General features: G+C 34.6%; 22 protein-coding genes and 1 riboswitch. Of the genes, 10 read left to right on the top strand and 12 right to left on the bottom strand.

What is annotated here, in order from left to right:
- The 3 genes from ACFFIS_RS16995 to ACFFIS_RS17005 all read right to left on the bottom strand — a co-directional run.
- The coding region (locus ACFFIS_RS16995) for an Rpn family recombination-promoting nuclease/putative transposase (RefSeq protein ID WP_390188480.1) at window positions 1-636 on the bottom strand (636 nt) is incomplete at its 3' end.
- A 305-nt stretch (window positions 637-941) separates the two neighbouring features.
- Window positions 942-1,271, bottom strand: coding sequence for a CotD family spore coat protein (locus ACFFIS_RS17000; RefSeq protein ID WP_320379687.1), 330 nt, complete (start codon window positions 1,269-1,271; stop codon window positions 942-944).
- A gap of 259 nt (window positions 1,272-1,530) precedes the next feature.
- The gene (locus tag ACFFIS_RS17005) at window positions 1,531-2,820 is read right to left on the bottom strand and encodes an NCS2 family permease (protein WP_390188482.1); all 1,290 of its coding nucleotides are present in this window, start codon (window positions 2,818-2,820) and stop codon (window positions 1,531-1,533) included.
- A gap of 117 nt (window positions 2,821-2,937) precedes the next feature.
- Window positions 2,938-3,038, bottom strand: a riboswitch (purine riboswitch).
- Window positions 3,039-3,270: 232 nt separating this feature from the next.
- Between ACFFIS_RS17005 and uvsE the strand changes: the two genes are divergently transcribed.
- Window positions 3,271-4,224 carry a UV DNA damage repair endonuclease UvsE gene (gene uvsE, locus ACFFIS_RS17010; RefSeq protein WP_320379688.1) on the top strand — a complete coding sequence of 318 codons (954 nt, stop codon included), beginning with the start codon at window positions 3,271-3,273 and terminating at the stop codon, window positions 4,222-4,224.
- A 76-nt stretch (window positions 4,225-4,300) separates the two neighbouring features.
- On the opposite strand, the gene ACFFIS_RS17015 is transcribed toward uvsE, so the two are convergent.
- Together ACFFIS_RS17015 and ACFFIS_RS17020 are read right to left on the bottom strand one after the other, a co-directional pair.
- Window positions 4,301-4,597, bottom strand: coding sequence for a transposase (locus tag ACFFIS_RS17015; protein WP_320379689.1), 297 nt, complete (start codon window positions 4,595-4,597; stop codon window positions 4,301-4,303).
- Window positions 4,598-4,713: 116 nt separating this feature from the next.
- Window positions 4,714-5,043: a PAS domain-containing protein gene (locus tag ACFFIS_RS17020; protein ID WP_390188483.1), complete on the bottom strand. Its 330-nt coding sequence runs from the start codon at window positions 5,041-5,043 to the stop codon at window positions 4,714-4,716.
- Between the two features lie 234 nt (window positions 5,044-5,277).
- On the opposite strand from ACFFIS_RS17020, the gene ACFFIS_RS17025 reads away from it, so the two are divergent.
- The gene (locus ACFFIS_RS17025) at window positions 5,278-6,423 is read left to right on the top strand and encodes a VanZ family protein (protein ID WP_390188484.1); all 1,146 of its coding nucleotides are present in this window, start codon (window positions 5,278-5,280) and stop codon (window positions 6,421-6,423) included.
- Between the two features lie 288 nt (window positions 6,424-6,711).
- On the opposite strand, the gene ACFFIS_RS17030 is transcribed toward ACFFIS_RS17025, so the two are convergent.
- The 5 genes from ACFFIS_RS17030 to ACFFIS_RS17050 form a co-directional block, all read right to left on the bottom strand.
- Window positions 6,712-7,827, bottom strand: coding sequence for an ABC transporter permease (locus tag ACFFIS_RS17030; RefSeq protein WP_390188485.1), 1,116 nt, complete (start codon window positions 7,825-7,827; stop codon window positions 6,712-6,714).
- Window positions 7,824-8,708 carry an ABC transporter ATP-binding protein gene (locus tag ACFFIS_RS17035; protein WP_320379694.1) on the bottom strand — a complete coding sequence of 295 codons (885 nt, stop codon included), beginning with the start codon at window positions 8,706-8,708 and terminating at the stop codon, window positions 7,824-7,826. Before ACFFIS_RS17035 ends, ACFFIS_RS17030 begins: the two co-directional genes overlap by 4 nt.
- 24 nt (window positions 8,709-8,732) lie before the next feature.
- Window positions 8,733-9,968 carry a hypothetical protein gene (locus tag ACFFIS_RS17040; protein ID WP_390188487.1) on the bottom strand — a complete coding sequence of 412 codons (1,236 nt, stop codon included), beginning with the start codon at window positions 9,966-9,968 and terminating at the stop codon, window positions 8,733-8,735.
- Between the two features lie 267 nt (window positions 9,969-10,235).
- The gene (locus ACFFIS_RS17045) at window positions 10,236-10,826 is read right to left on the bottom strand and encodes a hypothetical protein (RefSeq protein ID WP_320379697.1); all 591 of its coding nucleotides are present in this window, start codon (window positions 10,824-10,826) and stop codon (window positions 10,236-10,238) included.
- 117 nt (window positions 10,827-10,943) lie between these two features.
- A complete protein-coding gene (locus ACFFIS_RS17050; protein WP_390188489.1) occupies window positions 10,944-11,276 on the bottom strand; it encodes a hypothetical protein in 333 nt (110 codons plus the stop codon).
- 731 nt (window positions 11,277-12,007) lie between these two features.
- Here ACFFIS_RS17050 and ACFFIS_RS17055 point away from each other — a divergent pair.
- From ACFFIS_RS17055 to ACFFIS_RS17070, 4 genes are all read left to right on the top strand, one after another.
- Window positions 12,008-12,523 carry a DUF4279 domain-containing protein gene (locus ACFFIS_RS17055; protein ID WP_320379699.1) on the top strand — a complete coding sequence of 172 codons (516 nt, stop codon included), beginning with the start codon at window positions 12,008-12,010 and terminating at the stop codon, window positions 12,521-12,523.
- A 602-nt stretch (window positions 12,524-13,125) separates the two neighbouring features.
- Window positions 13,126-15,189: a thioredoxin domain-containing protein gene (locus tag ACFFIS_RS17060; RefSeq protein ID WP_320379700.1), complete on the top strand. Its 2,064-nt coding sequence runs from the start codon at window positions 13,126-13,128 to the stop codon at window positions 15,187-15,189.
- Between the two features lie 152 nt (window positions 15,190-15,341).
- Window positions 15,342-15,479, top strand: a complete 138-nt coding sequence (locus ACFFIS_RS17065) for a hypothetical protein (protein ID WP_320379701.1) — start codon at window positions 15,342-15,344, stop codon at window positions 15,477-15,479.
- Between the two features lie 29 nt (window positions 15,480-15,508).
- Window positions 15,509-15,889, top strand: coding sequence for a hypothetical protein (locus tag ACFFIS_RS17070; RefSeq protein WP_320379702.1), 381 nt, complete (start codon window positions 15,509-15,511; stop codon window positions 15,887-15,889).
- Between the two features lie 416 nt (window positions 15,890-16,305).
- Here ACFFIS_RS17070 and ACFFIS_RS17075 read toward each other — a convergent pair whose 3' ends face one another.
- Both ACFFIS_RS17075 and ACFFIS_RS17080 read right to left on the bottom strand, forming a co-directional pair.
- Entirely contained in the window at window positions 16,306-16,545 is a 240-nt protein-coding gene (locus ACFFIS_RS17075) for a ferredoxin family protein (protein WP_320379703.1), read from the bottom strand.
- A gap of 197 nt (window positions 16,546-16,742) precedes the next feature.
- Window positions 16,743-18,917 carry a DNA topoisomerase III gene (locus ACFFIS_RS17080; RefSeq protein ID WP_390188491.1) on the bottom strand — a complete coding sequence of 725 codons (2,175 nt, stop codon included), beginning with the start codon at window positions 18,915-18,917 and terminating at the stop codon, window positions 16,743-16,745.
- A 496-nt stretch (window positions 18,918-19,413) separates the two neighbouring features.
- Between ACFFIS_RS17080 and ytaF the strand changes: the two genes are divergently transcribed.
- The 4 genes from ytaF (at window position 19,414) to ACFFIS_RS17100 (ending at window position 22,322) form a co-directional block, all read left to right on the top strand.
- A complete protein-coding gene (ytaF, locus tag ACFFIS_RS17085; protein ID WP_320379857.1) occupies window positions 19,414-20,061 on the top strand; it encodes a sporulation membrane protein YtaF in 648 nt (215 codons plus the stop codon).
- A gap of 353 nt (window positions 20,062-20,414) precedes the next feature.
- Complete coding sequence (locus ACFFIS_RS17090) at window positions 20,415-20,792, top strand: GntR family transcriptional regulator (RefSeq protein WP_320379858.1); 378 nt, start codon at window positions 20,415-20,417, stop codon at window positions 20,790-20,792.
- Between the two features lie 6 nt (window positions 20,793-20,798).
- Window positions 20,799-21,644, top strand: a complete 846-nt coding sequence (locus ACFFIS_RS17095) for an ABC transporter ATP-binding protein (RefSeq protein WP_512700599.1) — start codon at window positions 20,799-20,801, stop codon at window positions 21,642-21,644.
- Between the two features lie 6 nt (window positions 21,645-21,650).
- Window positions 21,651-22,322 carry an ABC-2 transporter permease gene (locus tag ACFFIS_RS17100; protein WP_320379860.1) on the top strand — a complete coding sequence of 224 codons (672 nt, stop codon included), beginning with the start codon at window positions 21,651-21,653 and terminating at the stop codon, window positions 22,320-22,322.
- Window positions 22,323-22,333: the final 11 nt, after the last annotated feature.

A 22,333-nucleotide genomic window follows, 5' to 3' on the forward strand; every position in this document is an offset into this window, starting at 1 on the left:
TTCTTTGAAGATGTCATCATACACTTTCCCACCACGTCGATCAACTATACCGAGCAGTAAGAGCCATCTTGCAAGGATATCATCCCACGGATTCAACTTATCCTCTTTCCAATCACCAAGTAGTTTTGGCATTTCAACAAAATGGAATTCCATCACATCGGTCAACATAAACTTTTTTTCATCTTCATATAAATGGTAAGTCGTGTGAAAAGCATTCGTTTGTTCAAAAATACTAAAGTTTAGGATGTTAATAGAGATGACAGGATGTAATTCCCGATAACCCATCTTTGGTTTCATCGGTGAACGGTACACGCCTGCCCAATAATAAATAGAACGCTTAATCATATTGTATGGATTTGAGAATTGAATTTCGATATTTATCCATTCATCTGAATTGGTCACAACCAATAAATCTAGCCTGGATTGCTTATCTTCCTGATACTCTCCACCCGCTTCCGTATTTGAAAACACAATATCTTTAATCCGGTCACGACCCGTTTTTTGTAAAATTGCATTTAAGAAAACTACGGTGATTTCCTTATTCTTTTCACTTCCAAACAACTGTTTAAATGCGTAATCAATTTTTAAATCCATTAACTTTTCAAGAGGGATCCGTTTTAATACTTTCGATCGCATGATTTTATCACCTACCTTTTAGCCATTTCGTTAGCTTAAGTATAACATTTTCTTCATTAGCCATGTTAATATTGATTTTTGACTAGATATCCTTTCTTTGTACCTCAGTTCTATTTGCCATCCTTCCATTAGAAAAATACATTCACTTAGGGGCTTCCACCAGCCTATATTTTAGTATGTAAAAGCCCATTTGAAATAATTTCCAAATGGGCAAAACTGTTGATAAAACTGTTTTATTATCGTTTCGAGCAAGCGCAACTCTTAGACCGTACTGCTTTCGTTCAGCCATACGCAACTCGTAATTATTAACATCTTTTATTATTTACGGGTCTACAACGTGGATTATTTACATCACTACCGCAATTATATTCCTCGACAATATTTTTATTTTTTTCCGATTGTGTTACCGGAAAGAAGTTTTCAACCCTTGTAATATTACGATTAACATTCACGATATGCGTTGGATGAATTTTTCTTACTGTACGCCTCGTTGTAGTAGGTCTTATAACTGTTTCAGTAGGAAATACAATCGTCTCAACATCATTGTTGTTCCCGCGAGAATTGTTATTTCTATTACTAGCATTTGATCCAAGGATAAATTCGTCAGCATTTCTATTATTTCTTCCAAAACCCATTCATATCACCCCCTATTAGTAGATTCAATAATAATATATGTATAAGAAGTAGAGTTGACTAAACATACATAACATGAAACATAAAATCCGTGATGACCTAATCATGGTAGGGTTAGTTGATAGATAATATTAATTTGAGGGTGTTAGAACTGGATTTAATGAATTTACAATGAGTAGAGGTTTTCGAATTCCCCTACTCATTGTTAGTTGAACAAAATGGTTGAATCCACTCCGCATTGTATTTCACATAACGCTATTATTACAAAACCAAATATAATATAAATAATAAGCCTATCACATACATAATTGGATGTATTTCTTTAAAACGTTTTTGTGCTACTAAAGCTAATGGATAAAGAATAAATCCGAAAGCGATACCGGTTGCCACACTGGAAGACAAAGGCATCATAATGATAGTCATAAAAGCTGGAATCGAGACTTCCGATTTACTCCAGTCAATTTTACTCATCTCCATTGCCATGAAGGAACCCACAACAATCAATGCTGGTGCGGTCACTTCGGTAGTGATAACAGAAAGAATTGGTGAAAAGAAAAGTGCAATTGCAAAACAAGCTGCAATTATGACGGATGTAAAGCCTGTTCGCCCTCCAACTGCAATACCAGCCGAAGATTCAACACTTGTTGCGGGAGTCGTTGTTCCTAACAGCGCGCCAATTACACCCGCAGATGAATCAGCAAGTAGTGCTTTTCCTAAGTTCGGTATTTCATTATTTTTCATAATACCAGCTTGGCTTGTTAGACCAATTAATGCACCCGCTGTATCAAAAAAAGCTACAAATAAAAACGTAAAAATAACTGCCAATAATTGTGGCGAGAATATTTCATGCAAATGTGAAAGTACAACACCGAAAGTCGGTGAAAGACTAGGTATTTTTCCTACAACTGCAGATGGCGTATCAATTAATCCAATTATCATGCCAAGTGCTGTTGTCATAACCATTGCATAAAAGATTCCACCATTTATACCACGTACTAACATAAGTATCGTCATTACAAGACCAATTAAAGCAAGAGCTGTCATTGGCGAGGTTAAGTTTCCAATCGTAACAAAAGTAGCATCGTCTGGCACAATAATCCCTGCATTTTTCAAACCAATAAATGCGATGAAAAATCCAATACCAGATGCAATGGCATATTTTAAGTCTTGGGGGATAACATTAATAATCTTTTCTCTTATCTTCATTAAACTCAGTATAACAAAAATGATTCCTGCTATAAAAACCCCTGTTAAAGCAACTTCCCAATCTATTCCCATTCCGATACAAACCGAAAAAGTAAAAAATGAATTTAACCCCATGCTAGGTGCAATTGCAACTGGATAATTTGCAAGTAAACCGATGAATAATGTACCAATAATTGCAGTAAACGCGGTTGCAGTAAATACGGCTCCTTTATCCATCCCTGCTTGGCTTAGGATAAGGGGATTTACGATTAAAATATAAGATATAGAAAGAAACGTTGTAATACCTGCAAAAGTTTCCTTTTTAAATGTAGTATTTCTTTCGTTAAATTTAAAGTAGTTTTTCATTGATGATTATCTCCTATCCACCACTTTCATGTATCCCTCCTAAAAGAACTTAAACAAAAAAAACTTGGCCAGCTTTTAGCATGCCAAAGTAACTTATACAAGTATGGAAATAAAAAAAGATAATCATCCATTCCTTGTAGACAAGCTATTTAAGGTAGCTGGTAGAGACGTCCAAGCCATATTCTTGGACTTATACAAGTAGTAGCTATTCTATTTAGACAATAGAAAAATGATAGCAGGAGACGGATAACACGTCAACAGTAAATTTTTGTAAAACGTAATATTTACTTCACTCCCCTTATACGATAACCTTCTTTGATTTATCAGACTAGACATCGTTTTCATTCGTTAAAATTCAGATTCATCTTTACGCTGAATAATACTATGCTCTATCACAAATCATAAAGGTACAATTATATTTTTTATGTCATGTTGGAAAAGGAGAAAACAATGAAAGTTCGTTTTGGTTATGTGGCAAATGCATTAAGTTTATGGGATGCAAGCCCATCAAAGGCACTTACATTTACACGTTATTCGGAACTTCCAAAACAAGAAAGATTAGAGAAGCTTAAATCCGTTACTGCACAAAATTTATATCATACAAAAAGAATCTTGCACTATAATATTGCACACGAAATTAAACTTTATCGTTTTTCCAGCTCATTAGTCCCGTTGGCTACACATCCAGAAGTGAACTGGGATTTCATTTCCCCTTTTCAAAGTGAGTGGAAAGAACTTGGACAGCTTATTAAACAATATGAAATGAGACCCAGTTTTCACCCAAACCAATTCACACTCTTTACAAGTCCTAAAGACGATGTGACTAAAAATGCAGTAAAAGACATGGAATTTCACTATAAGATGCTCAAAGCAATGGATGTTCATCAATCAGCAATTATTAATATTCATATTGGTGGTGCCTATGGTGACAAGAAAAATACTTTAAAAAGATTTCACCATAATCTCCAAACATTACCGACTGATATTAAAGGACAAATGACCCTTGAAAATGATGATAAGACATATAATGTAGCGGAAACCCTCGCTACTTGCGAAAAAGAAAACATTCCTATGATATTAGATTATCATCACCATATGGCAAATCAAACGGAAAATAATTTATCCGTGTATTTGCCAAAAATATTTCATACATGGCATACCACGAATAAAACACCAAAAATACATCTTTCTTCACCAAAGTCAGATCAAGCTTTCCGGTCACATGCTGATTTTGTTTCATTGAAATTTGTGCTGCCCTTTTTTGAATTGGCAAGGGAACTCAATCAGGACTTCGATGTCATGATTGAGGCAAAACAAAAGAATGTTGCTATGCAGCAACTAGTAGAGGAACTAGCCTCCATTCGTGGTATCAAACGGATTGCAAGCTCCACTATTATGTGGTAATAAGTGTTCAGAGGTAAAATTAAGAAATGACAATTGTCCGACTTGGTTATGTTAAGTTGCTATGAAAAATAGTGTTTTATCGTGTATCCAAGTCTTCTAACGTCAAAATAAGCAATTTATAAACAATATAAACACCCAAATAAGCACCGGTAATTAAGAAAAGTGGATTTAAAAATAGCCCGTGGATATTCGTCATGAACACTGCATTTTCTTTGATTACTTGGTAAATCGAAGTCGAAGCAATATTACCAAATATAAGTGCAGCTATTATTGCAATTAAATTAAATATGAATTTGAAATTCATCTGATATCTTTGCAAAAGGAACATCAGAACAGGAAATATAACACTACCAAAGATTAGTAAAATTTTCATGAAGTCATCTCCTCGTGTAAAGATGTTATGTTATATTTCCCTACTGTTTCAAATTGATTCATAAAGTAAAAGTTCAATCCGCGCGGTCCAACAGCTGGTTAGTCCGCACGAATAAACTATTCGTCAAGTTTACGAAGTTCCCTTTTTACTTCCCTTGGTAAGTCCAAAAAGGGCTGGATATCTTGCACGTACTCTAAAATCCCTACATACTCCCCTTCATCATCAAATACAGCTTTATACGTAATATGAATATAATGATCACCTTTTCTGAACCACATATTCTCTGAGACACGTCTTTTTGTTTTTAAGTCCCGAATTAATCTCATTACCTTACTCATACTGTTAGGTGGGTGACAATTTGCTACATTACGACCAATTGAAATCGGTGTCTGAGCCATCTTTTCACTTCTTCTTAAAAATATGAAATGACTAGCTATTTCATCCATCTACTCCTATTAAGTATAAAAGGCTTTATTCAAAGTGTGCAATACGCAGTGAAAATGATTCACGAACCTTTCGAATACTCGACTATTATTGAGGCTAAAGATTAATTATTAGATTCACACTAAATTTAATGATATCTATATGAAGGGGTATAGTAAGAAAGTAAACAATGGTGTAATATGTATTTTGCTGAAGGACTGTTCTTCTATTTATATTTCTATTATAGAGGTGCCAATATGTCTGTATATTTATTTCCAATAAAAACTGCCTTTATTATATTTAGTCTAATAGGCTTTTTTCTTATTATCCCTTGGCTAATTTATAGTTACAGAAAATATGGTCATGTAAGTCTTTGGGCTTCAATCGTCGCCTATTCTTTTACTTTTTATATGTTAACGGCTTTATTTTTAGTTCTTTTGCCACTTCCAGATACCCGGGATACTTGTGCCTTGCAATCACCTGATACGGTGCATTATTCACTTGTCCCATTTTATTTTATCTGGGATATTATTAAAAGTAGTTCAGTCGTTTGGTCACAACCATCTACCTATATTCAACTATTTAAACAAAGTGCATTTTTGCAAGCAGCTTTCAATTTTCTATTATTATTACCTTTTGGTGTTTATCTAAGGTATTTTTTCCAAAAGAAAAGATATTGGAAGATGGCATTTGGTTTGGGATTTGTGTTATCTCTTTTTTATGAGATAACACAAATAACAGGTATTTACGGAATCTATAATTGTGCTTATCGGATATTAGATGTTGATGATTTGATATTAAATAGTACTGGTGCTTTATTCGGATTCCTTGTTGCTCCAGTCATACTTGCTTTATTTCCATCTCGAAAGAGCCTGCTGGCGAAAAGTGAGAAAATGCGGGAAAGTCATTTTGTACCACCATTATCGCAATTGGTGGCTATAACTATAGATTATCTATTGATTAAAGTTAGTTGGATTCTAATAGTTAGACTCTTTCCAACGAACGGATTCTTAGCATTTACTTATACAACATTTGGCTTTATTATTCTTTACTTTTTAGTTCCTCTTATTTGGAATGGCAAAACAATTGGAACAAATATAATGCGTTTCAAACTGATTAAATCTGGTGGAGAACCGCCTTCGTGGCAATCCCTACTGAAAAGGTTCTTTGCACTATATTTACCTTGGACAGTATCATGGTCACTGAATTTATTCAACAGTATTCAGTTAGACATGGATTCAAATCTTTATCCTTATCATGTATGGACCACCGTGGCTATATTTGCATTCCTAGTTATCATGTGGATTGTATTATTTATCCATGTTATGTTCATCTTAATTAGTAGAGGGAAACGAAACTTTTACTTTGACTATGTAGCGGATTTAGTACCGAGGAGAAAATAATATAATCTATAACAGCAAATCCCACTTTGGGGTTTGCTGTTATTTTTAAGGTTTATTTAAGAGGTTAAGGTGATGGGTTATGATGCGATAGCGAATTTTGCAATTTCGAAAATGCAATTGTCCATACAGTCATTGTGTTTATTCTCATTACAGTCGTTACCTCATTTCATGGATATAGATTAATTTATCGATTTAAGTTGGCGGTAACATTAATTTTCATACATTGTTTACTGCCTTCCCAACACAAAAGACGCAACGAATAAATTAGTGGAGCTTTTTGCATCCCCACTAATTTAAATTACGCTTTATTCTAATTATCGAAGCAACGATTAATAGCAATGTCGCCAATAAAGTAATTGGAATACCTTGGTAGAAAAGATGGTTATTTTGGTATAGGATTGCTTCTTTGGAGATTGTGTATTGAAATGGATTAACCCAAGATAATGCTTCCCAATTCATCCATTTCCCCAATTGATATCCTCCTAAAAGGGTAGCAATCATGGCTGATAATGCGGCGAGTATATGTTTGAATATGAAACTATAAAATATATATAGTGCAATGACAAACAGAAGCATGATAGTAAATAAAAGGACGACAAAATATATATAGTGTATCGTTGACAAGTAGTAGAAATGTCCCTCCTTCTCAACCAGTACAGGGTAAGCAAATGTCCCTTCTTGCCCGAATAGCTTTCCAATCATTAATCCGACAGCTATGATAAAGCTGAAAGTGAAAATTGAAATAATCAACGCACTTAAATACTTACTCCAAATTATTTTTGCTCGGCTTAATGGTAATGTAAATAATAGATTAATTGATTTATTCTCAAATTCTCTTGTTATGATTTCTCCTATAACAAGTAAGACGATCAAGAAACCACCATAATTTAAAAATAAATCTACTACTTGCTTGAAATAGTTAGGAAAAGCAGTACTGTAGTTTTCTGGTTCAGGGCGAATCCCTAAATCCAATAAGGTATGATTCATGGCAAGCCGGTATGAAATATCATCTTCGGAAATTGGATAATCCTCGCCTGTAGCTTTATATTTACGAATCGCTATGAATAGTCTATTTTCAACTGTTAATGTCGTTTTCCAATTATCTGTTGCCACTGCTCCTCGTAATTCCTCTACTAAACGCAACACGTGAAGGTTTAATTCTTTTTTCTCTTCCAATTCCTCATCGCTACCAAGCCGCTCTATTTCATTGGTATATGTATTATCTTTTGATTTACTTGTTTCAATGAATAAGGCTATTTCTGCATTTTTTTGTTCCTGTGCGTAATCCGCAAATAAAATATTTCGAATGAATAAAAATGCGACAGAACAGACGAGAGCTATTAGTACAACTAAAAACTTTTTAGTCCATGCAATCTTTTTTAATTCAAATAGAAATATTTTCATTCCGATACGGTCCCTTCAAACAATTCAAGGTATCTCTTTTCTGCACCGATTCGTATGATTTCAATATCTTCAACTAGAATGTCATGTTGGTTTAAATGGGTCATCACTTCTTGAAAGGATATCTCATGATCAGTAAATACAATTTGGTCATCCTTGTTCACTGTAAAAGTAAAGGGTAGGCGCTCTAAAGTTACTTTTGCTTGCACTAGATTATTTACGTTTAATACATATTGTTTCATATGGTAGTTCTTCAGCGATTCTTCTAAAATGACCCCATCCTTCATAAAATAAATCGTGTTGGTTAAGCGATCAATTTCATCTAAATTATGGGAAGAAATAATAATAGTCGTTCCTTCTTTGTGTAGTTCCAGTAAAATTTTACGCATATTAATTGCACTTGACGGATCTAAGCCATTTAATGGTTCATCCATCAAGAGTAACTTCGGACTGTTTATAATCGCCATTGCTAAAAGTAAATGTTGCTTCATACCAAGTGAAAGTTTCTGAACGCGTTTTTTTAAATAACTTTCCATTCCAACTCGTTCTGCTACTTCTATTATTCTAGAATCCGGTAGCTTCATGACACCACAAATAAATTTCAAATGATCATAGGCAGTTAAATTTTCATATAGTATGCGATTATCCTGTAAATAGGAAATATCATAAAACAGTGATGTATCAGTATGATCTTTTTCTAGTAATTTAATTGTCCCACTATTAATAGACAATAGGTTCGTCATGCAATTGAATAATGTTGTTTTTCCCGAACCATTTGGTCCAACTAATGCAACAATTTGTGGATGACTAATCTCAAATTGTACTCCTTGTAAAACCCATTCTTTTTTATATTTCTTTGTTAAATTATCAACTTGAACAATCACATCTAGATCCTCCCCTCGTAATCGTTATGTAGCCTTCCTGCTAAAAATGAAATAGGAAATGCAGACGATAATAAAGCTAGCGATGACCAAGCTGAAAATACCATTCCAAATCGTAAAGTTGAAATTTTCAGCGGTTAAAGCGTATTCCATTGTAATCATGTCGATAATATGAAAGTAATGAAAAGGATTTATTGGGGCTAAAGATTGATTCAGTACTATTTCAGAACCACTCAATTGTATACCCAAAACCAATGTTAATATGGTAAGCACAATAGCCATAAACGTTCGCTTTATTAGAACGGAATATAAAAACAGCCAGCTATAACAGAATATCAAAACAATAAAAAAGAGTAGTAAACATAAAAGAATAAAGGTTCCCATTTCCATAAATCGAAAAGAAAAATCAGGTCCATAAATAAGTACTGGATAATTCCAGTCACCAAAACGATCGAACATAACACTTAGGAGTATCCCCCATAGACTCGTTGCTAATAAGACAAAAAAAGTTAACATAACTAGAGTGAGCATCTTACTCCAGATAATTTTCCAACGTTTTAATGGTAGTGTTCCCAAAAAGTAAACGGGGCCATTACGGTCAAGCCCTTCCCTTGTAATTGTATTTCCAAATAAGAATAAAAAGAATATCGCCCCGCCAATGTTTAGACCGATTCCAACAAGAGAATATAAAAAGTATACGGAAGATGAATCGTGCTTATTATAAAAATCATAGGCAATTTCTTCTTCTGCAGCTGTATTGAACACTCTATCATAAGCTGTTATTTCTGAATTATTATGTATAGGGAAAATAGGTTGAATATGATGTTTCATTAACCATTTATTTTTCTCATAAACAACTTCATTTGTAAAATGGGTTGGCCATGTATAAACATTTTCCTCTGCTTGAGAAGGGGATAATCTAACTTGTTCTTCGCCAATATCTATCTCATGTTGAAGAATCGTCTTCCAATCATGATTCCTTGCTGCTTCAGAAAGCATATCAAGTTCCGCTATTTCATCGATAAAGAATTCAATTTCCTTTTCATTTGCAGCATTTCCCTCCGTACTACTTAACTCATCAACTGTTGATTGGAAATTTGATTTAATCGTTTCGTTTTTATAAATATAATCATCGACACGTTCCGTATGCACATAGCTATAAATAAAGTAAAAACTAACAAACACGATGAGTGCTAGAAGCATCATGATGAAATATAGACTTTTCATTGTTTTTTTACATTCAAATAATAATAAGTTTTTCATGAAAACACCTCCTAAACTTAAAACTGAGGAAAAGGCCCAGCAAACCGATTAGGCTGTATTTAAAACGTATTTTTTTAAAATACAAGTAGTAGGATCCCTATTTCTAGAATTTAGGGAAATTCCAATCAAGTGAGTGTTCAACTACCTTTATATTCCAATTCATTGAGACCTACACGATGTAGTTGCAACAAATGTCTTTGGTGGGATTTGTGACAATGAATCCCAAGGGATGGAGAGGCAAGGTCTACAATCAAATGCAACCTCCCTTTACCTCACGACTGTTCGAAAAGCATAATAGACTCTCTTTGTCTGCTCCTCATTCCAGATAATATGAATCAGGTAATAGTGTGCACCTTTTTTATCAGGCGCTGAAAATGTTATATCGTGCTCCACTAATTTACTGTTAATGATTTTTCCGTCATTATCACCGAGTCCAAATTCAGTAACTTCCACTTTATATGGTCCAGCAAAATCCGGCAATTCTTGACCTCCAGGAAAAATACGGATTTCTAGTTTTTCTCCCCTATTTGCTGATAATGGAAGTTCAGTAGATGACCTTTCTCTAGGATGTTCCGGTTTTAGTATACAGTCCTCTTCTACACTTTCATTCCAACAAAGAGCCGTTTCATATGCTCCAACAACATCAGTTCTACTATATACCGCAATTTCTTGATTAGGTTTTTCTGGGATATTTCTATCGTCATCTTTTTTATCCTTTTCATCTTTTCCTTCCCCTATTTCCACTTCAGGCTGTAATTCATTATACTCTTGAATGGGGACGACTATTTTGGCATCTGTACAACTAGTTAAAATGAATAGACTACCTATAAAAACTATTAACCTTTTTATCTTACACACCTCTTTTCTGGTGGAAGTGTAGGACGATTATGAGTTTTTATTAATCGTGATTAAATGGGAATGCTTCAATTAAATAAATGAAGCATTCCCAACTTTTTCCCAACTTTTCAACCTGCATTAATTTTGTTCATCTGCATCCAGCTCGGATACCATTCCACAAATTCCAGAACAATGGACCGTTCCTCTATACGTTGCAAGAATATGGTCACCCGTGGATTGTGTGTTAACCAAGTAGAGCGTCCCACTCCAACCAGCAACATTATAAGGAATTGATGATTTTACAGGTTTATTAAGACCATAAACTTCCGTCTTTGTTATTGTTTTAGTTTGAGTAGATTGAATAGATTCTTCCGAGTCTTGTGCAGATACCTGTGTCTGTGACGGTGCGAAAATGAATAACAAAGCGATTAAAATACCTGTAAAAATAGGAACAACTATTTTCTTCTTCATGCCAATTTCCCACCCTTCTTGATCTCCTATATATATAGATATTCTCTATTTAATAAAAAAGCCCTTTTATTTTTTAGAATTTATTATCCTCTTCCATAAAGATAAATAACTTATCATAAAACATGGGGATAGTTTATGGATTGTGAAAGAAATCGCTAGAGATTAATTAAAGAAAAATCTTTTAAAAGTATATTCTCCCATAACTACACCAAAATAATTTAGATTTCTATACATAAACCATCCCATTGTCGAGTATTTTTCCACTGTATTTTGAAATCTTGTACTTCAAGTAGTACGATACCGACTACCATCTTTTCTATCACTCTAATTACTTCATTGAATGTTTGATAAACCAACCCGTCTTCCTTTGACTTAAATATAATTATTTTGTTGCTAATTCATCGGATAAGTGTTTTACTATAGCCATATTATTGATAACTTCTTGATTGCTAACAATAAGTTATGCAAATTGATTCAGGTACATTTTTCTAACCTCTGACCATCCCATAGCTTTTATCGTCCTTTCCTTTCTACTGCAGACCATGTAATACTAATACCTTCTATCAAAATAAAGCTGGGTTTCATATGTACTTTGCTATAAACAAAATATATGATTCTAATTGTGGATTTTTAGATATTACGCTATAGTCAAATTATAGTTCAATTAAATAAGGAGCAAAGTGTACACTGGGTATACCTATATTTCCTATTAATGAGGGAGAATGACTAATTTGAACCAAACGATGATAATAGCATTTATGATATATAGCGATATAGATATAGAAGGTATGAAAAGGCATTTTGATCCACAATATTTAACTAAAAAGTTAGATGTAATACCTATTCACAGTCAAACTTATAATCCAAAATTCGATGGTAATCCTAGAACAAGAATGCCTGGCAATCCTTATTGCTCGTCTTGGATATATCGTATTACGGGTATAATGCTTGAGGAAAATAATACATCACCTGAATTACACATGATAAATCTATTAAAGGAATTGGATAGAACGCTATTTACTCCAGTAAATAAGAGGTTCATACGTGAGCTAACCGATAGTAATGACATATATTGCTCTGTAGATATTTATACATTTAATGTTGGGGATATGATTGCAATTGTGGACATTCCGCATAATATATTGAAATCTTTTATCGATATAAAAGCTGATTTATCGATTCATACACATAGTAAGCCCCTAAATGAATATGAATCTTACAGGTATAAAAAGCTATTTCAACTTTAATTTGAGATAACATCAATAGTTTAAGAATAACCATTAATCATAAAATATGCGCTAATAGTTTTTTGATTTCTGACAGTCTTTTTTCAATTACCTTTTTCAATTACTTTTCGTCAATTTCTACTCGAACTTCGTTATAAACGGAGTTCTTTCTTTGTTTCTCCTAACTCTAGCAATATTATAAGCAACAAGCTGGGTTAAACCGTTACCTCGAGATATGTAACGTAAAATCGTTCTTGTTCATAATCCTCATTTTCTTCTTTCCGAGAATGATATTGCCTTTTCCCTTAACACGCTAACCCTTATCTCATAAATATCTTGTTTTTCAAAGTACTTTTGTGCATAATAATACCCGAGATTGTATAATTGTTGAATCCCATCTTTCTAGTAACCAGTTAATTCCTCTTCCTCGTTGTTTTCACCAACTTCTCGATTTGTTAATAGCTTTTTATACTTAATTTTTTCAGACAACTTATTAGTTTGGTTTGTTTGTAAGTAGATCGGCCCTAGCATAAGTGATAAGGTAAAGGTATCATATAAGTTTCATTTTCTATTATTCGGTTAAAATATGTAATGGAAGGATTACTCGAGAAAGGGGCTAAAAAATGGCCACCATTAAAAATAAATTAATTAATGAAAAATCCCCATATTTACTACAACATGCTTACAATCCAGTTGACTGGTTCCCTTGGGGCGAAGAAGCCTTTGCAAAGGCCAAACAAGAAAACAAACCAATCTTCCTTTCCATTGGCTACTCTACTTGTCATTGGTGCCACGTCATGGCTCATGAATCTTTTGAAGATGAGGAAATTGCAAACATTTTAAATGAGCATTATGTTGCTATTAAAGTTGATCGCGAGGAACGGCCTGACATTGATTCAATCTACATGAAAATATGCCAAATGATGGCTGGACATGGTGGTTGGCCATTGACGATTTTTATGACACCGGATAAAGTTCCTTTTTATGCTGGAACGTATTTTCCGAAAGAAAGCCGCCACGGTATGCCTGGATTAGTTGAAGCGCTCGTGAAATTACATAAAAAATATGTAGAGGATCCTGATCATATTAGTGAAGTGACAGATAGTGTAAGGGATGCGCTTGAGCATACCGTAGAGGAAAAAAGTAATATCAGGCTTTCTAAGGATACGACAGTCCAAGCATCTGAACAATTAAGACGGATGTTTGATATGAAAAACGGTGGTTTTGGTGGAGCACCTAAATTTCCTCAGCCACAAAACCTGTTATTTTTGCTACAGGATTATCAATTTAACAATAATGAAGCTAGCTTAAAAATGGTGGAACATACGCTACAAAAAATGGCCCGTGGTGGCATTTATGACCATATTGGTTTTGGCTTTGCGCGCTATGCGACAGATAAAAAATGGCTTGTCCCCCATTTTGAAAAGATGTTATACGACAACGCTTTACTGCTTACAGTATACACAAACTGTTATCAAGTAACCCAAAATCCTTATTATCAACAAATTAGTGAGGAGATCATGACCTTCATTATCCGGGAAATGATGGGTCCTGATGGCGCATTTTACTCTGCAATTGATGCGGATTCTGAAGGTGTGGAAGGAAAATATTATGTTTGGGATGACGAGGAGATTTTTGACTTATTGGGCGAGGACCTGGGAGCACTTTATGCAGATACGTATGGCATTACCCCCCATGGCAATTTTGAAGGGAAAAATATCCCGAATTTAATTCACGTTGATCTTACTTCCATTGCAAAAGCGCATAGTATGACTATTGATGTAGTCAAGCAAAAATTAGAGACTGCTCGCGGAACCTTGTTAACGGCACGGGAGAAACGAGTCTATCCGCATGTAGATGATAAAATTTTAACGTCCTGGAATGCATTAATGATTGTTGGTTTTGCTAGCGCTGGTCGCATATTTGGTAACAATTCCTATATCGAAACTGCTGAGAAAGCAATGAAGTTTATCGAGGAGAAACTTTTTGTTGATAATCGTTTAATGGCACGGTATCGTCATGGTGAAGCCAAATTTAAAGGTTACCTAGATGACTATGCCTTCTTACTTTGGGCGTATGTGGAATTATATCAAGCGACATTTTCAACTGCCTATTTAGAGAAGGCAAGAAAACTAACGGATCAAATGATTGCTTTATTTTGGGATAAAAAAAATGGTGGGTTTTTCTTTAGCGGAAAAGATAGTGAACAGTTGATTTCCTCAGACAAAGAAGTGTATGACGGGGCGCTCCCTTCTGGAAATAGTGTGGCTGCAGTTATGCTTACCAAATTAAGTTATTTAACTGGCGCCGCCTCTTATTTAGAATTAACCGATGAGATGTTTTATACGTTTTTTCATGATGTAAATCGCCAAGCATCAGCTGCCTCCTTTTTCGTACAAAGCTTGTTTCTTGCGGAGTATCCGACAAAAGAAGTAGTCGTCATAGGATCGAAAAATGATCCGGAATACCAGCGTATTTTGCAAATTATTGGGAAACATTATTTACCGAATGTTACAGTATTAGCTGCAAATCAAGATAATAATTTGAGTAAAGTTGCCCCTTTTGTTGCTGATTATCAACAAATTGGAGATCAGACGACCATTTATATATGCGAAAACTTTTCATGTCAACAACCGACAACTGATGTGAATTTGGCTTTAAAACAGCTAGGGATCATGACAGATTAAAACGAAAAAACAATGAAAGGGAGCCCAAATTTGGTTCCCTTTTATACCTAGGTCTCTATTCATTTTCTATTTGAAAGTTACGACAATTGATTAGCCTTCAAACTAAAAAGTCTATATAATATAATTATGATGAAATAAGAGGAGGTATTCTAATGGTGAAAGTTAAAATGAACGTGCAAACGTCATATCGTGGAGATTTATTGCGCGCTGGAAAAATCTATGAAGTGGAAGAGGAAACCGCAAAACGCTGGATTGCTAGTCAACTAGCGGAAAAAGCTTGTGATGAATAGTAAACTGCCATTAAAGGAGGTGAAGTTGATTGCAACAAATACTGACTGAGATGCAAGGTGTGCTTGCAAAGCTAAAAAGGGAAATCAACAGCATAGAGGGAAGTGACTCAATAACGAAATTAAACGAACTATTAACCTTCCAACAGCGACTGATGGATGTCTTCCAACACATTCACGAAACACAGTTTGATGTTGAACAGGAGGTTTCATTACTTCGTGAGGAAAACCAACTTGTAAAGCAAGATATACATAAAGTACAAAAGGATAATCAACGATATAAAAAGGAACTAGCTAGGTTGAAAAAGGAACAGGCAGAAATCAGGCAAGAGCTTGCTATCATGCGTAAAGAATATAACTTGCGCGCTAAATACGGGGATCCACACTTTGGAATCGGCAACATTGTACATTAATTTCGATTTAAATTCTTTTCAAAAGAACCAGCCTACCATTCTCCTGAATTAAATTCCTGGAATCTATCATATTCTATCTTACTATTTAAAATAAAACTTCTATCAGTGGGACTTACATCATTAACCCGTGATAAAAGTTTCATCATTGAAGCGGTAAAATTCACTATCATTTGAAATCAAAAATCATGCATGTCCATTAAAATTCCATCTATCGATTAGCTTTTAAGACAAAGTTAGGTGGATGGCCATTTAAATGTTGGTCCTTGCATGAGTTCTCAAAATATAGTGGCAAATACTGTTTTAAAGCAAAAATATCATCACAACACAGCCCCCTATTGCATGAAATCGTAATGGAGGGCTGTGTTCATTCTATTTTAGATGTCCTAATAGCATGATCATATCCAGGACATTCTTATTTATTTGTTGGCAAAAAACTCCTCTGCCTTTTCTAAATATACTTCTTGGTCCGGTGTTAAATCGTATTCCTCAACGATAGCATCTACTGGGCAAACTGCTAAACATGCACCACAATCTATGCAAATGTCTGGATCTATATAAAATTGGTCAGGACCTTCCTCAATACAATCAACAGGACAAACACTGACACATTCCCCTGCCTTTTCACCTTGGCATGGTTCTAAAATTACAAAAGCCATCTATGTATACCTCCTTCATAACTATTATTCTCATATTACTTATGATAAATTAAATCTTACTTACATCATAACCGAAATAAGCTATAATAGTAAACTGATTAAAACAAAACTTCTTTGAAAATTAGATAAGCAGTAGTACATCGCAAACTATCTCTATTTGTTTGACAGAGATTGGGGTCTGACCCCCAACCTCTAGCCTATTTTTTCAATTTTGCTAGCGCCTCGGCAAATGGGTTGTTTTTAAATCCTTCGTCTTGTTTCTTCAAGTAACGATTTACATCTTTACGAGATACGTGGTTTTTCTTTTCTTTTTGTCTACGTTGATTAAAGGTGGACAGTTTTTCACGGTGACCACAAACGCATGTAAACATCTGCCCTTCCCCTTCACCACGTAATTCCATACGTTTATGACAGTTTGGACAACGTGCGTTTGTTAATTTTGCAATGTTTTTACGGTGACCACAGGCACGATCTTGGCAAACGAGCATGCGACCGTTACGGTTGCTAATCTCCAACATGAGCTTGCCACAATTTGGACATTTCGTGCCAGTTATATTGTCATGCTTAAACTTCTCATCCGTCTCTTTAATTTCATGGACAATTTCTTTTGTATAATGTTTGATTTCTTTCATAAACTGATTTCGTTTTAAACGACCCTCGGCAATTTGACTTAGTTTTTGTTCCCATTCAGCAGTTAAGGCTGGAGAACGTAAGTCTTCTGGTACGAGCTCTAATAATTGTTTTCCTTTTGAAGTGAGATAAATATGTTTACCTTTCATTTCCATTAATGAACTACGAAACAATTTATCAATAATATCTGCTCTTGTTGCGACAGTACCTAGTCCACCTGTTTGTTGCAATGTTTTTGCTAATTTCTTTTCATCCGTTTCCATAAATTTAGCGGGGTTTTCCATTGCTTGTAAAAGTCTACCCTCTGTAAAACGCTCTGGTGGCTTCGTTTGTCCTTCTGTTATATGATTTGTAATATCCGCTATAACAGTTCCTTGCTCTAAGTTTGGCAAATTACCATTATCTGTATCCTCGTCTTCTTCCATTCCACGATTATACACCGCTTTATATCCTTGTTTTTTGACAATATTTCCACGTACAGTGAACATTTCATTCCCGATTTTAGCAATGATTGTCGTTTGTTCATATTCGTATGGTTCTGAGAGTACAGCCAAAAATCTTCGTACAACGAGATCATAAATTTTGCGTTCGTTTTGATCAAGGTCTGCTAATATTACCGGTTGTTCTGTAGGGATAATCGCATGGTGATCACTTACCTTGGCGTTATCTACTACTGATTTTGGCAGTTTCCAATCCTTCCTTTGCAATACTTTTTTGGCAAGCGTTGCATATTGGTCAACGCCGCATGCTTGTAATCGATCTGTTAAGGTTGGTACAATATCCGTCGTGATGACACGTGAATCTGTACGTGGATACGTAAGAACTTTATGATGTTCATATAATTTTTGCATAAGATTGAGTGTCTGTTTTCCAGAAAACCCAAAAATACGGTTTGCATCACGTTGTAGTTCTGTTAAATCATATAACTGTGGTGAAAATTTCTTTTTGAACTGTTTCTCTACTCTTTCCACTTTCATAGACTTTCCTTGAAGCTGTTGTAGCCGTTTTTCCATATGTTCTTTTGAAAAACTGCGTGTATTTCCCTTTTGGTCTTGCCATGTTAGCATGAGTCCTCGTTTTGTCTTTGCTTGTAAACCGTAATATGTGCGAGGTGTAAAGTTCTTTATTTCTTCTTCACGTGTTGCGATAATTGCCAATGTCGGTGTTTGTACACGACCGGCAGAAAGTTGTGCATTAAACTTTGTTGTTAATGCTCGCGTTGCGTTTAGCCCTACATACCAGTCCGCTTCTGAACGTGCAATAGCAGATTCATATAAATGTTCATATTGCTTTCCTAGTTTCAAATTTTTGAAGCCATCACGAATTGCTTTGTCTGTTACGGATGAAATCCAAAGACGTTTAACTGGTTTTCTAATATGGGCCTTTTCTATAATCCATCGGGCAACTAGTTCCCCTTCACGACCAGCATCTGTCGCAATAATAATTTCCCCAACATCTTTTCGAGTTAATTGCGATTTTACAGCATTAAATTGCTTACCTGTTTTCCGAATAACAATTAATTTCATTTCATCTGGAAGCATTGGTAAATCCTCTAACTTCCACGTTTTATATTTAGGATCATAAGCTTCTGGATCCGCAAGTGTCACAAGATGACCAAGTGCCCACGTTACAATGTATTTATTTCCTTCTAAATAGCCATTTCCTTTACGATTACAGCCCAAAACACGGGCAATATCTCGAGCTACTGAAGGTTTTTCAGCTAATACTACGGTTTTACTCATATTTGAATTCCTTTCCATAAACATAATAAAAAAACAGATTCATCTTATATGTTAACTTTAGCATACTTTTTTTATTTACTAAATGAAGACACTTCTAACATTGTCAATTTGAAGATACTGGAATACTCCTATATTTGCCTCACCAATAATAGCATTAGACTTTTGTAGCCAATCATCTAACCTACGCATAAAATATAGCGCGTCATCACCGTCTTCGTACTTGAATAGGTAATTGGTTCGTTCTAGCAATTCATATTGGATTTTTTCTGAGATGCCACCATGTAGGTTGCAGCCTATACACTCCCGTCTCCACTTCCATACAATAACGTATCAATGCCTAAGGTCGTTAACAAGGATAAAAAATATATTGATTCTATTTTTTGTACCAACAATTGATAGACGCTACCTAACATTCATTTAAAAATTAGCTTTATCTTCATTCTAGTATCATATTTCTTACTCCATTTGAAGAGTCTAATGCAAAGGATTTGGTGATATGCTTTATTATGCAGGTTTGTTATTTTTGGTTATCGCAGTAAGTATAGACGGATTTGGTGTCGGAATGACGTATGGAATGAGAAAAATCCGTGTTCCATTTTTAGGTTTATGTATTATCATGTCTTGTTCAGGTGCTGTCGTACTTTTATCCATGACATTAGGAGATTATTTAAAATCATTTATTTCGCCACATTTAGCTGAAGTTTTTGGTGGGATAATTTTAATTTCCCTCGGGATATTTTCTTTCATAAATGCAATCCGTTCACAACGAAACAAAGATAAAGAGGAAACAACAGTCGTTGACAGCATACACGGTAAGGAACAACATGGTAAATTTAAATCTGTAACCTCGGTATTTTCCACACCTGATAAGGCTGATTTGGATAGATCGGGTATCATTACAGCTGGCGAGGCAACTATTTTAGGTACTGCATTAGCTATGGATGCTTTTGGTGCAGGATTTGGCGCAGCTATTATTGGCTATGCTCCGTGGTTAACATCCATTCTTATTGCGATTATGAGCGGAGGATTTCTTTACACTGGAATTAAGCTCGGCATGATCCTATCTAAAAATAAACGACTGCTAAACCTCGCATTTATAGCCCCTATATTGCTCATTACAATAGGAGTGTTGAATATCATATAAGCATTCGTTAATGTGAATATCTTTTTAAAAGACTGAAACTACTATAATTGCTGAAGTGACCCGCAAAAGTTAGATTACTATTCTAATTTTTGCGGGCAATTTATTTATTCCAATTAAATAAAAATCGTGTCCTTTTATATGTAATCATACATGGAAAGTGTAATAGGTTAGGAGCAACTGCAGTCAAAACCCCGATTTATATAATCAGCTAGGGTTGCGAGAGCCCCACTGTTTCCATTCATACAGCAACTACTTATAAAATTCCCTCCACCACTACCTATTGACATCACAACTTATTATGTATATATTGTATATAATGTGTATACACAATACAATTTAATGAGGGATTGCAAATGAATATTTTAATCTCAAACACAAGTAAGGAGCCTCTTTTCCAACAAATTAAAGAGCAAATTAAAGAACAAATTTTTTCCGGCATTTTAAAAGAGGGAGATGCGCTTCCTTCCATGCGTATTCTAGCTAAGGAATTAAAGGTCAGTGTTATCACAACCAAACGAGCGTATGAGGAGTTAGAGCAAGATGGTTATGTCGTATCTGCTGTTGGAAAAGGGACATTTATTGCAGGACAGCAACCGCATGTACTTCGTGAATGGCAAGTGCGTGAATTTGAAAATGACTTAGAACTTATTGTTCAGCGTGGAAAACGAATTGGGTTAACGAAGAAAGAAATGATTCATTTACTTGAGATTTATTTTGAGGAGGATATGTGAATGAATATCGTTGAATTTCACAATGTGGCAAAGAAACGGAAAGATTTTTCAATTGAAAACTTATCTTTTTCCATTCCAAATGGATATATTACCGGGTTTATCGGACCAAACGGTAGCGGAAAGACAACAACAATTCAAATGATGATGGATATTTTACAAATCGATACAGGAGATATTAAGCTATTTGGCACAAGTCATAAAAATTACCGTATCAAACAAAAAATTGGCTTTGTTTATGATGATTTATATATGTACGAAGATTTTACAATTAAAAAAATGAAAGCCTTTATCGCACCACTATATGAAACTTGGAATGAAACACTATTTCAGTCCTATCTTAAAAAATTCCAATTACCTTTCACGAAAAAATTAAAGCACTTTTCCAAAGGTATGAAAATGAAATGTTCTCTTCTATTCGCTTTATCTCATGAACCGGAGTTTATTATTATGGATGAACCAACCGCTGGGCTTGATCCAATCTTTAGACGAGAACTATTGGATATTTTACAAGAGATGATGACACGAGAAAATCAAACTATCTTTTTGTCTAGTCATATTACAAATGATTTGGATCGTATTGCTGACTATATCATCTTCATTCATGAGGGAAAAATTTTGCTTCAGGCAAGTATGGAGGAAATCCAAGAACAATATCATATTGTAAAAGGCGAACGAAATTTATTAGACGCGGATACAAAAAGGCTATTCATTGGCTTCCAAGATTCAACTGTTGGATTTCAAGCATTGTATCGTGGTGATTTAACATTGTTTGATGACGTATCAGATCAGCTGATTTTTGAAAAGGCGACACTAGAAGATATGATTTATTTTATGACAAGAAAGGGGATATAATTTCCTATGGTACAAATGATGAAGCGAGATTATATGCTAAATAAAATTTACTTTTTCTTTATATTGATTGGCGTACCTATCCTTTATATTTTTCAATATATCCCTACTACAATGTTTATCGTGATGACGCTTGGTTTGGTTTTTAATGTATTTTTCTATGAGGATCGAAATCACGTAACAAGGGCAATAATAAGTATGCCGGTATCGACATCGCAAGCTGTTGTTGCTAGATACATTTTTATTACACTTACTGCAGTCTGTAATATGATGTACTTTGCTGCATCTAGTTCCATTATCAAACATTATCCAAATATTATTGTTGGGAATCCAGCTTCATTTCAGCCATTAACTATTTCGCAAGGGATTCTCACACTTCATATCACGTTCATATTACTTGCGATTTCTTTACCTTTTTATTACTATTTTCAATCTGCCTACAAAAGTTTAATCATACAAGGTATAGTCGTATTTTTAAGTACATTAGCTTTTATCATCTTCATCAATTCACGGGCATTAGGGGTACTAGCAAATATACCTGATTGGTTCATTGCGAAAGTTATGTTTTTCGTGGAAAATCCGAATATAACCATTGGATTTGGTTTTGTTATTTCAATCGCATGTCTCTATCTATCTTATATTATATCTTTTCGATTTTTTACAAAACGAGATATTATCTAATTTGGAAAGGA

It is taken from the genome of Paracerasibacillus soli (assembly GCF_042432965.1).
Classification (GTDB): Bacteria; Bacillota; Bacilli; order Bacillales; family Amphibacillaceae; genus Paracerasibacillus; species Paracerasibacillus soli.

Excerpts from the sequence above, each read along its gene's own strand:
- ACFFIS_RS17000 (WP_320379687.1), bottom strand. The coding sequence starts at position 1,271 with ATGGGTTTTGGAAGAAATAATAGAAATGCTGACGAATTTATCCTTGGA.
- ACFFIS_RS17005 (WP_390188482.1), bottom strand. The coding sequence starts at position 2,820 with ATGAAAAACTACTTTAAATTTAACGAAAGAAATACTACATTTAAAAAG.
- uvsE (WP_320379688.1), top strand. The coding sequence starts at position 3,271 with ATGAAAGTTCGTTTTGGTTATGTGGCAAATGCATTAAGTTTATGGGAT.
- ACFFIS_RS17015 (WP_320379689.1), bottom strand. The coding sequence starts at position 4,597 with ATGAAAATTTTACTAATCTTTGGTAGTGTTATATTTCCTGTTCTGATG.
- ACFFIS_RS17020 (WP_390188483.1), bottom strand. The coding sequence starts at position 5,043 with ATGGATGAAATAGCTAGTCATTTCATATTTTTAAGAAGAAGTGAAAAG.
- ACFFIS_RS17025 (WP_390188484.1), top strand. The coding sequence starts at position 5,278 with ATGTCTGTATATTTATTTCCAATAAAAACTGCCTTTATTATATTTAGT.
- ACFFIS_RS17030 (WP_390188485.1), bottom strand. The coding sequence starts at position 7,827 with ATGAAAATATTTCTATTTGAATTAAAAAAGATTGCATGGACTAAAAAG.
- ACFFIS_RS17040 (WP_390188487.1), bottom strand. The coding sequence starts at position 9,968 with ATGAAAAACTTATTATTATTTGAATGTAAAAAAACAATGAAAAGTCTA.
- ACFFIS_RS17050 (WP_390188489.1), bottom strand. The coding sequence starts at position 11,276 with ATGAAGAAGAAAATAGTTGTTCCTATTTTTACAGGTATTTTAATCGCT.
- ACFFIS_RS17060 (WP_320379700.1), top strand. The coding sequence starts at position 13,126 with ATGGCCACCATTAAAAATAAATTAATTAATGAAAAATCCCCATATTTA.
- ACFFIS_RS17065 (WP_320379701.1), top strand. The coding sequence starts at position 15,342 with ATGGTGAAAGTTAAAATGAACGTGCAAACGTCATATCGTGGAGATTTA.
- ACFFIS_RS17075 (WP_320379703.1), bottom strand. The coding sequence starts at position 16,545 with ATGGCTTTTGTAATTTTAGAACCATGCCAAGGTGAAAAGGCAGGGGAA.
- ACFFIS_RS17080 (WP_390188491.1), bottom strand. The coding sequence starts at position 18,917 with ATGAGTAAAACCGTAGTATTAGCTGAAAAACCTTCAGTAGCTCGAGAT.
- ytaF (WP_320379857.1), top strand. The coding sequence starts at position 19,414 with ATGCTTTATTATGCAGGTTTGTTATTTTTGGTTATCGCAGTAAGTATA.
- ACFFIS_RS17090 (WP_320379858.1), top strand. The coding sequence starts at position 20,415 with ATGAATATTTTAATCTCAAACACAAGTAAGGAGCCTCTTTTCCAACAA.
- ACFFIS_RS17100 (WP_320379860.1), top strand. The coding sequence starts at position 21,651 with ATGGTACAAATGATGAAGCGAGATTATATGCTAAATAAAATTTACTTT.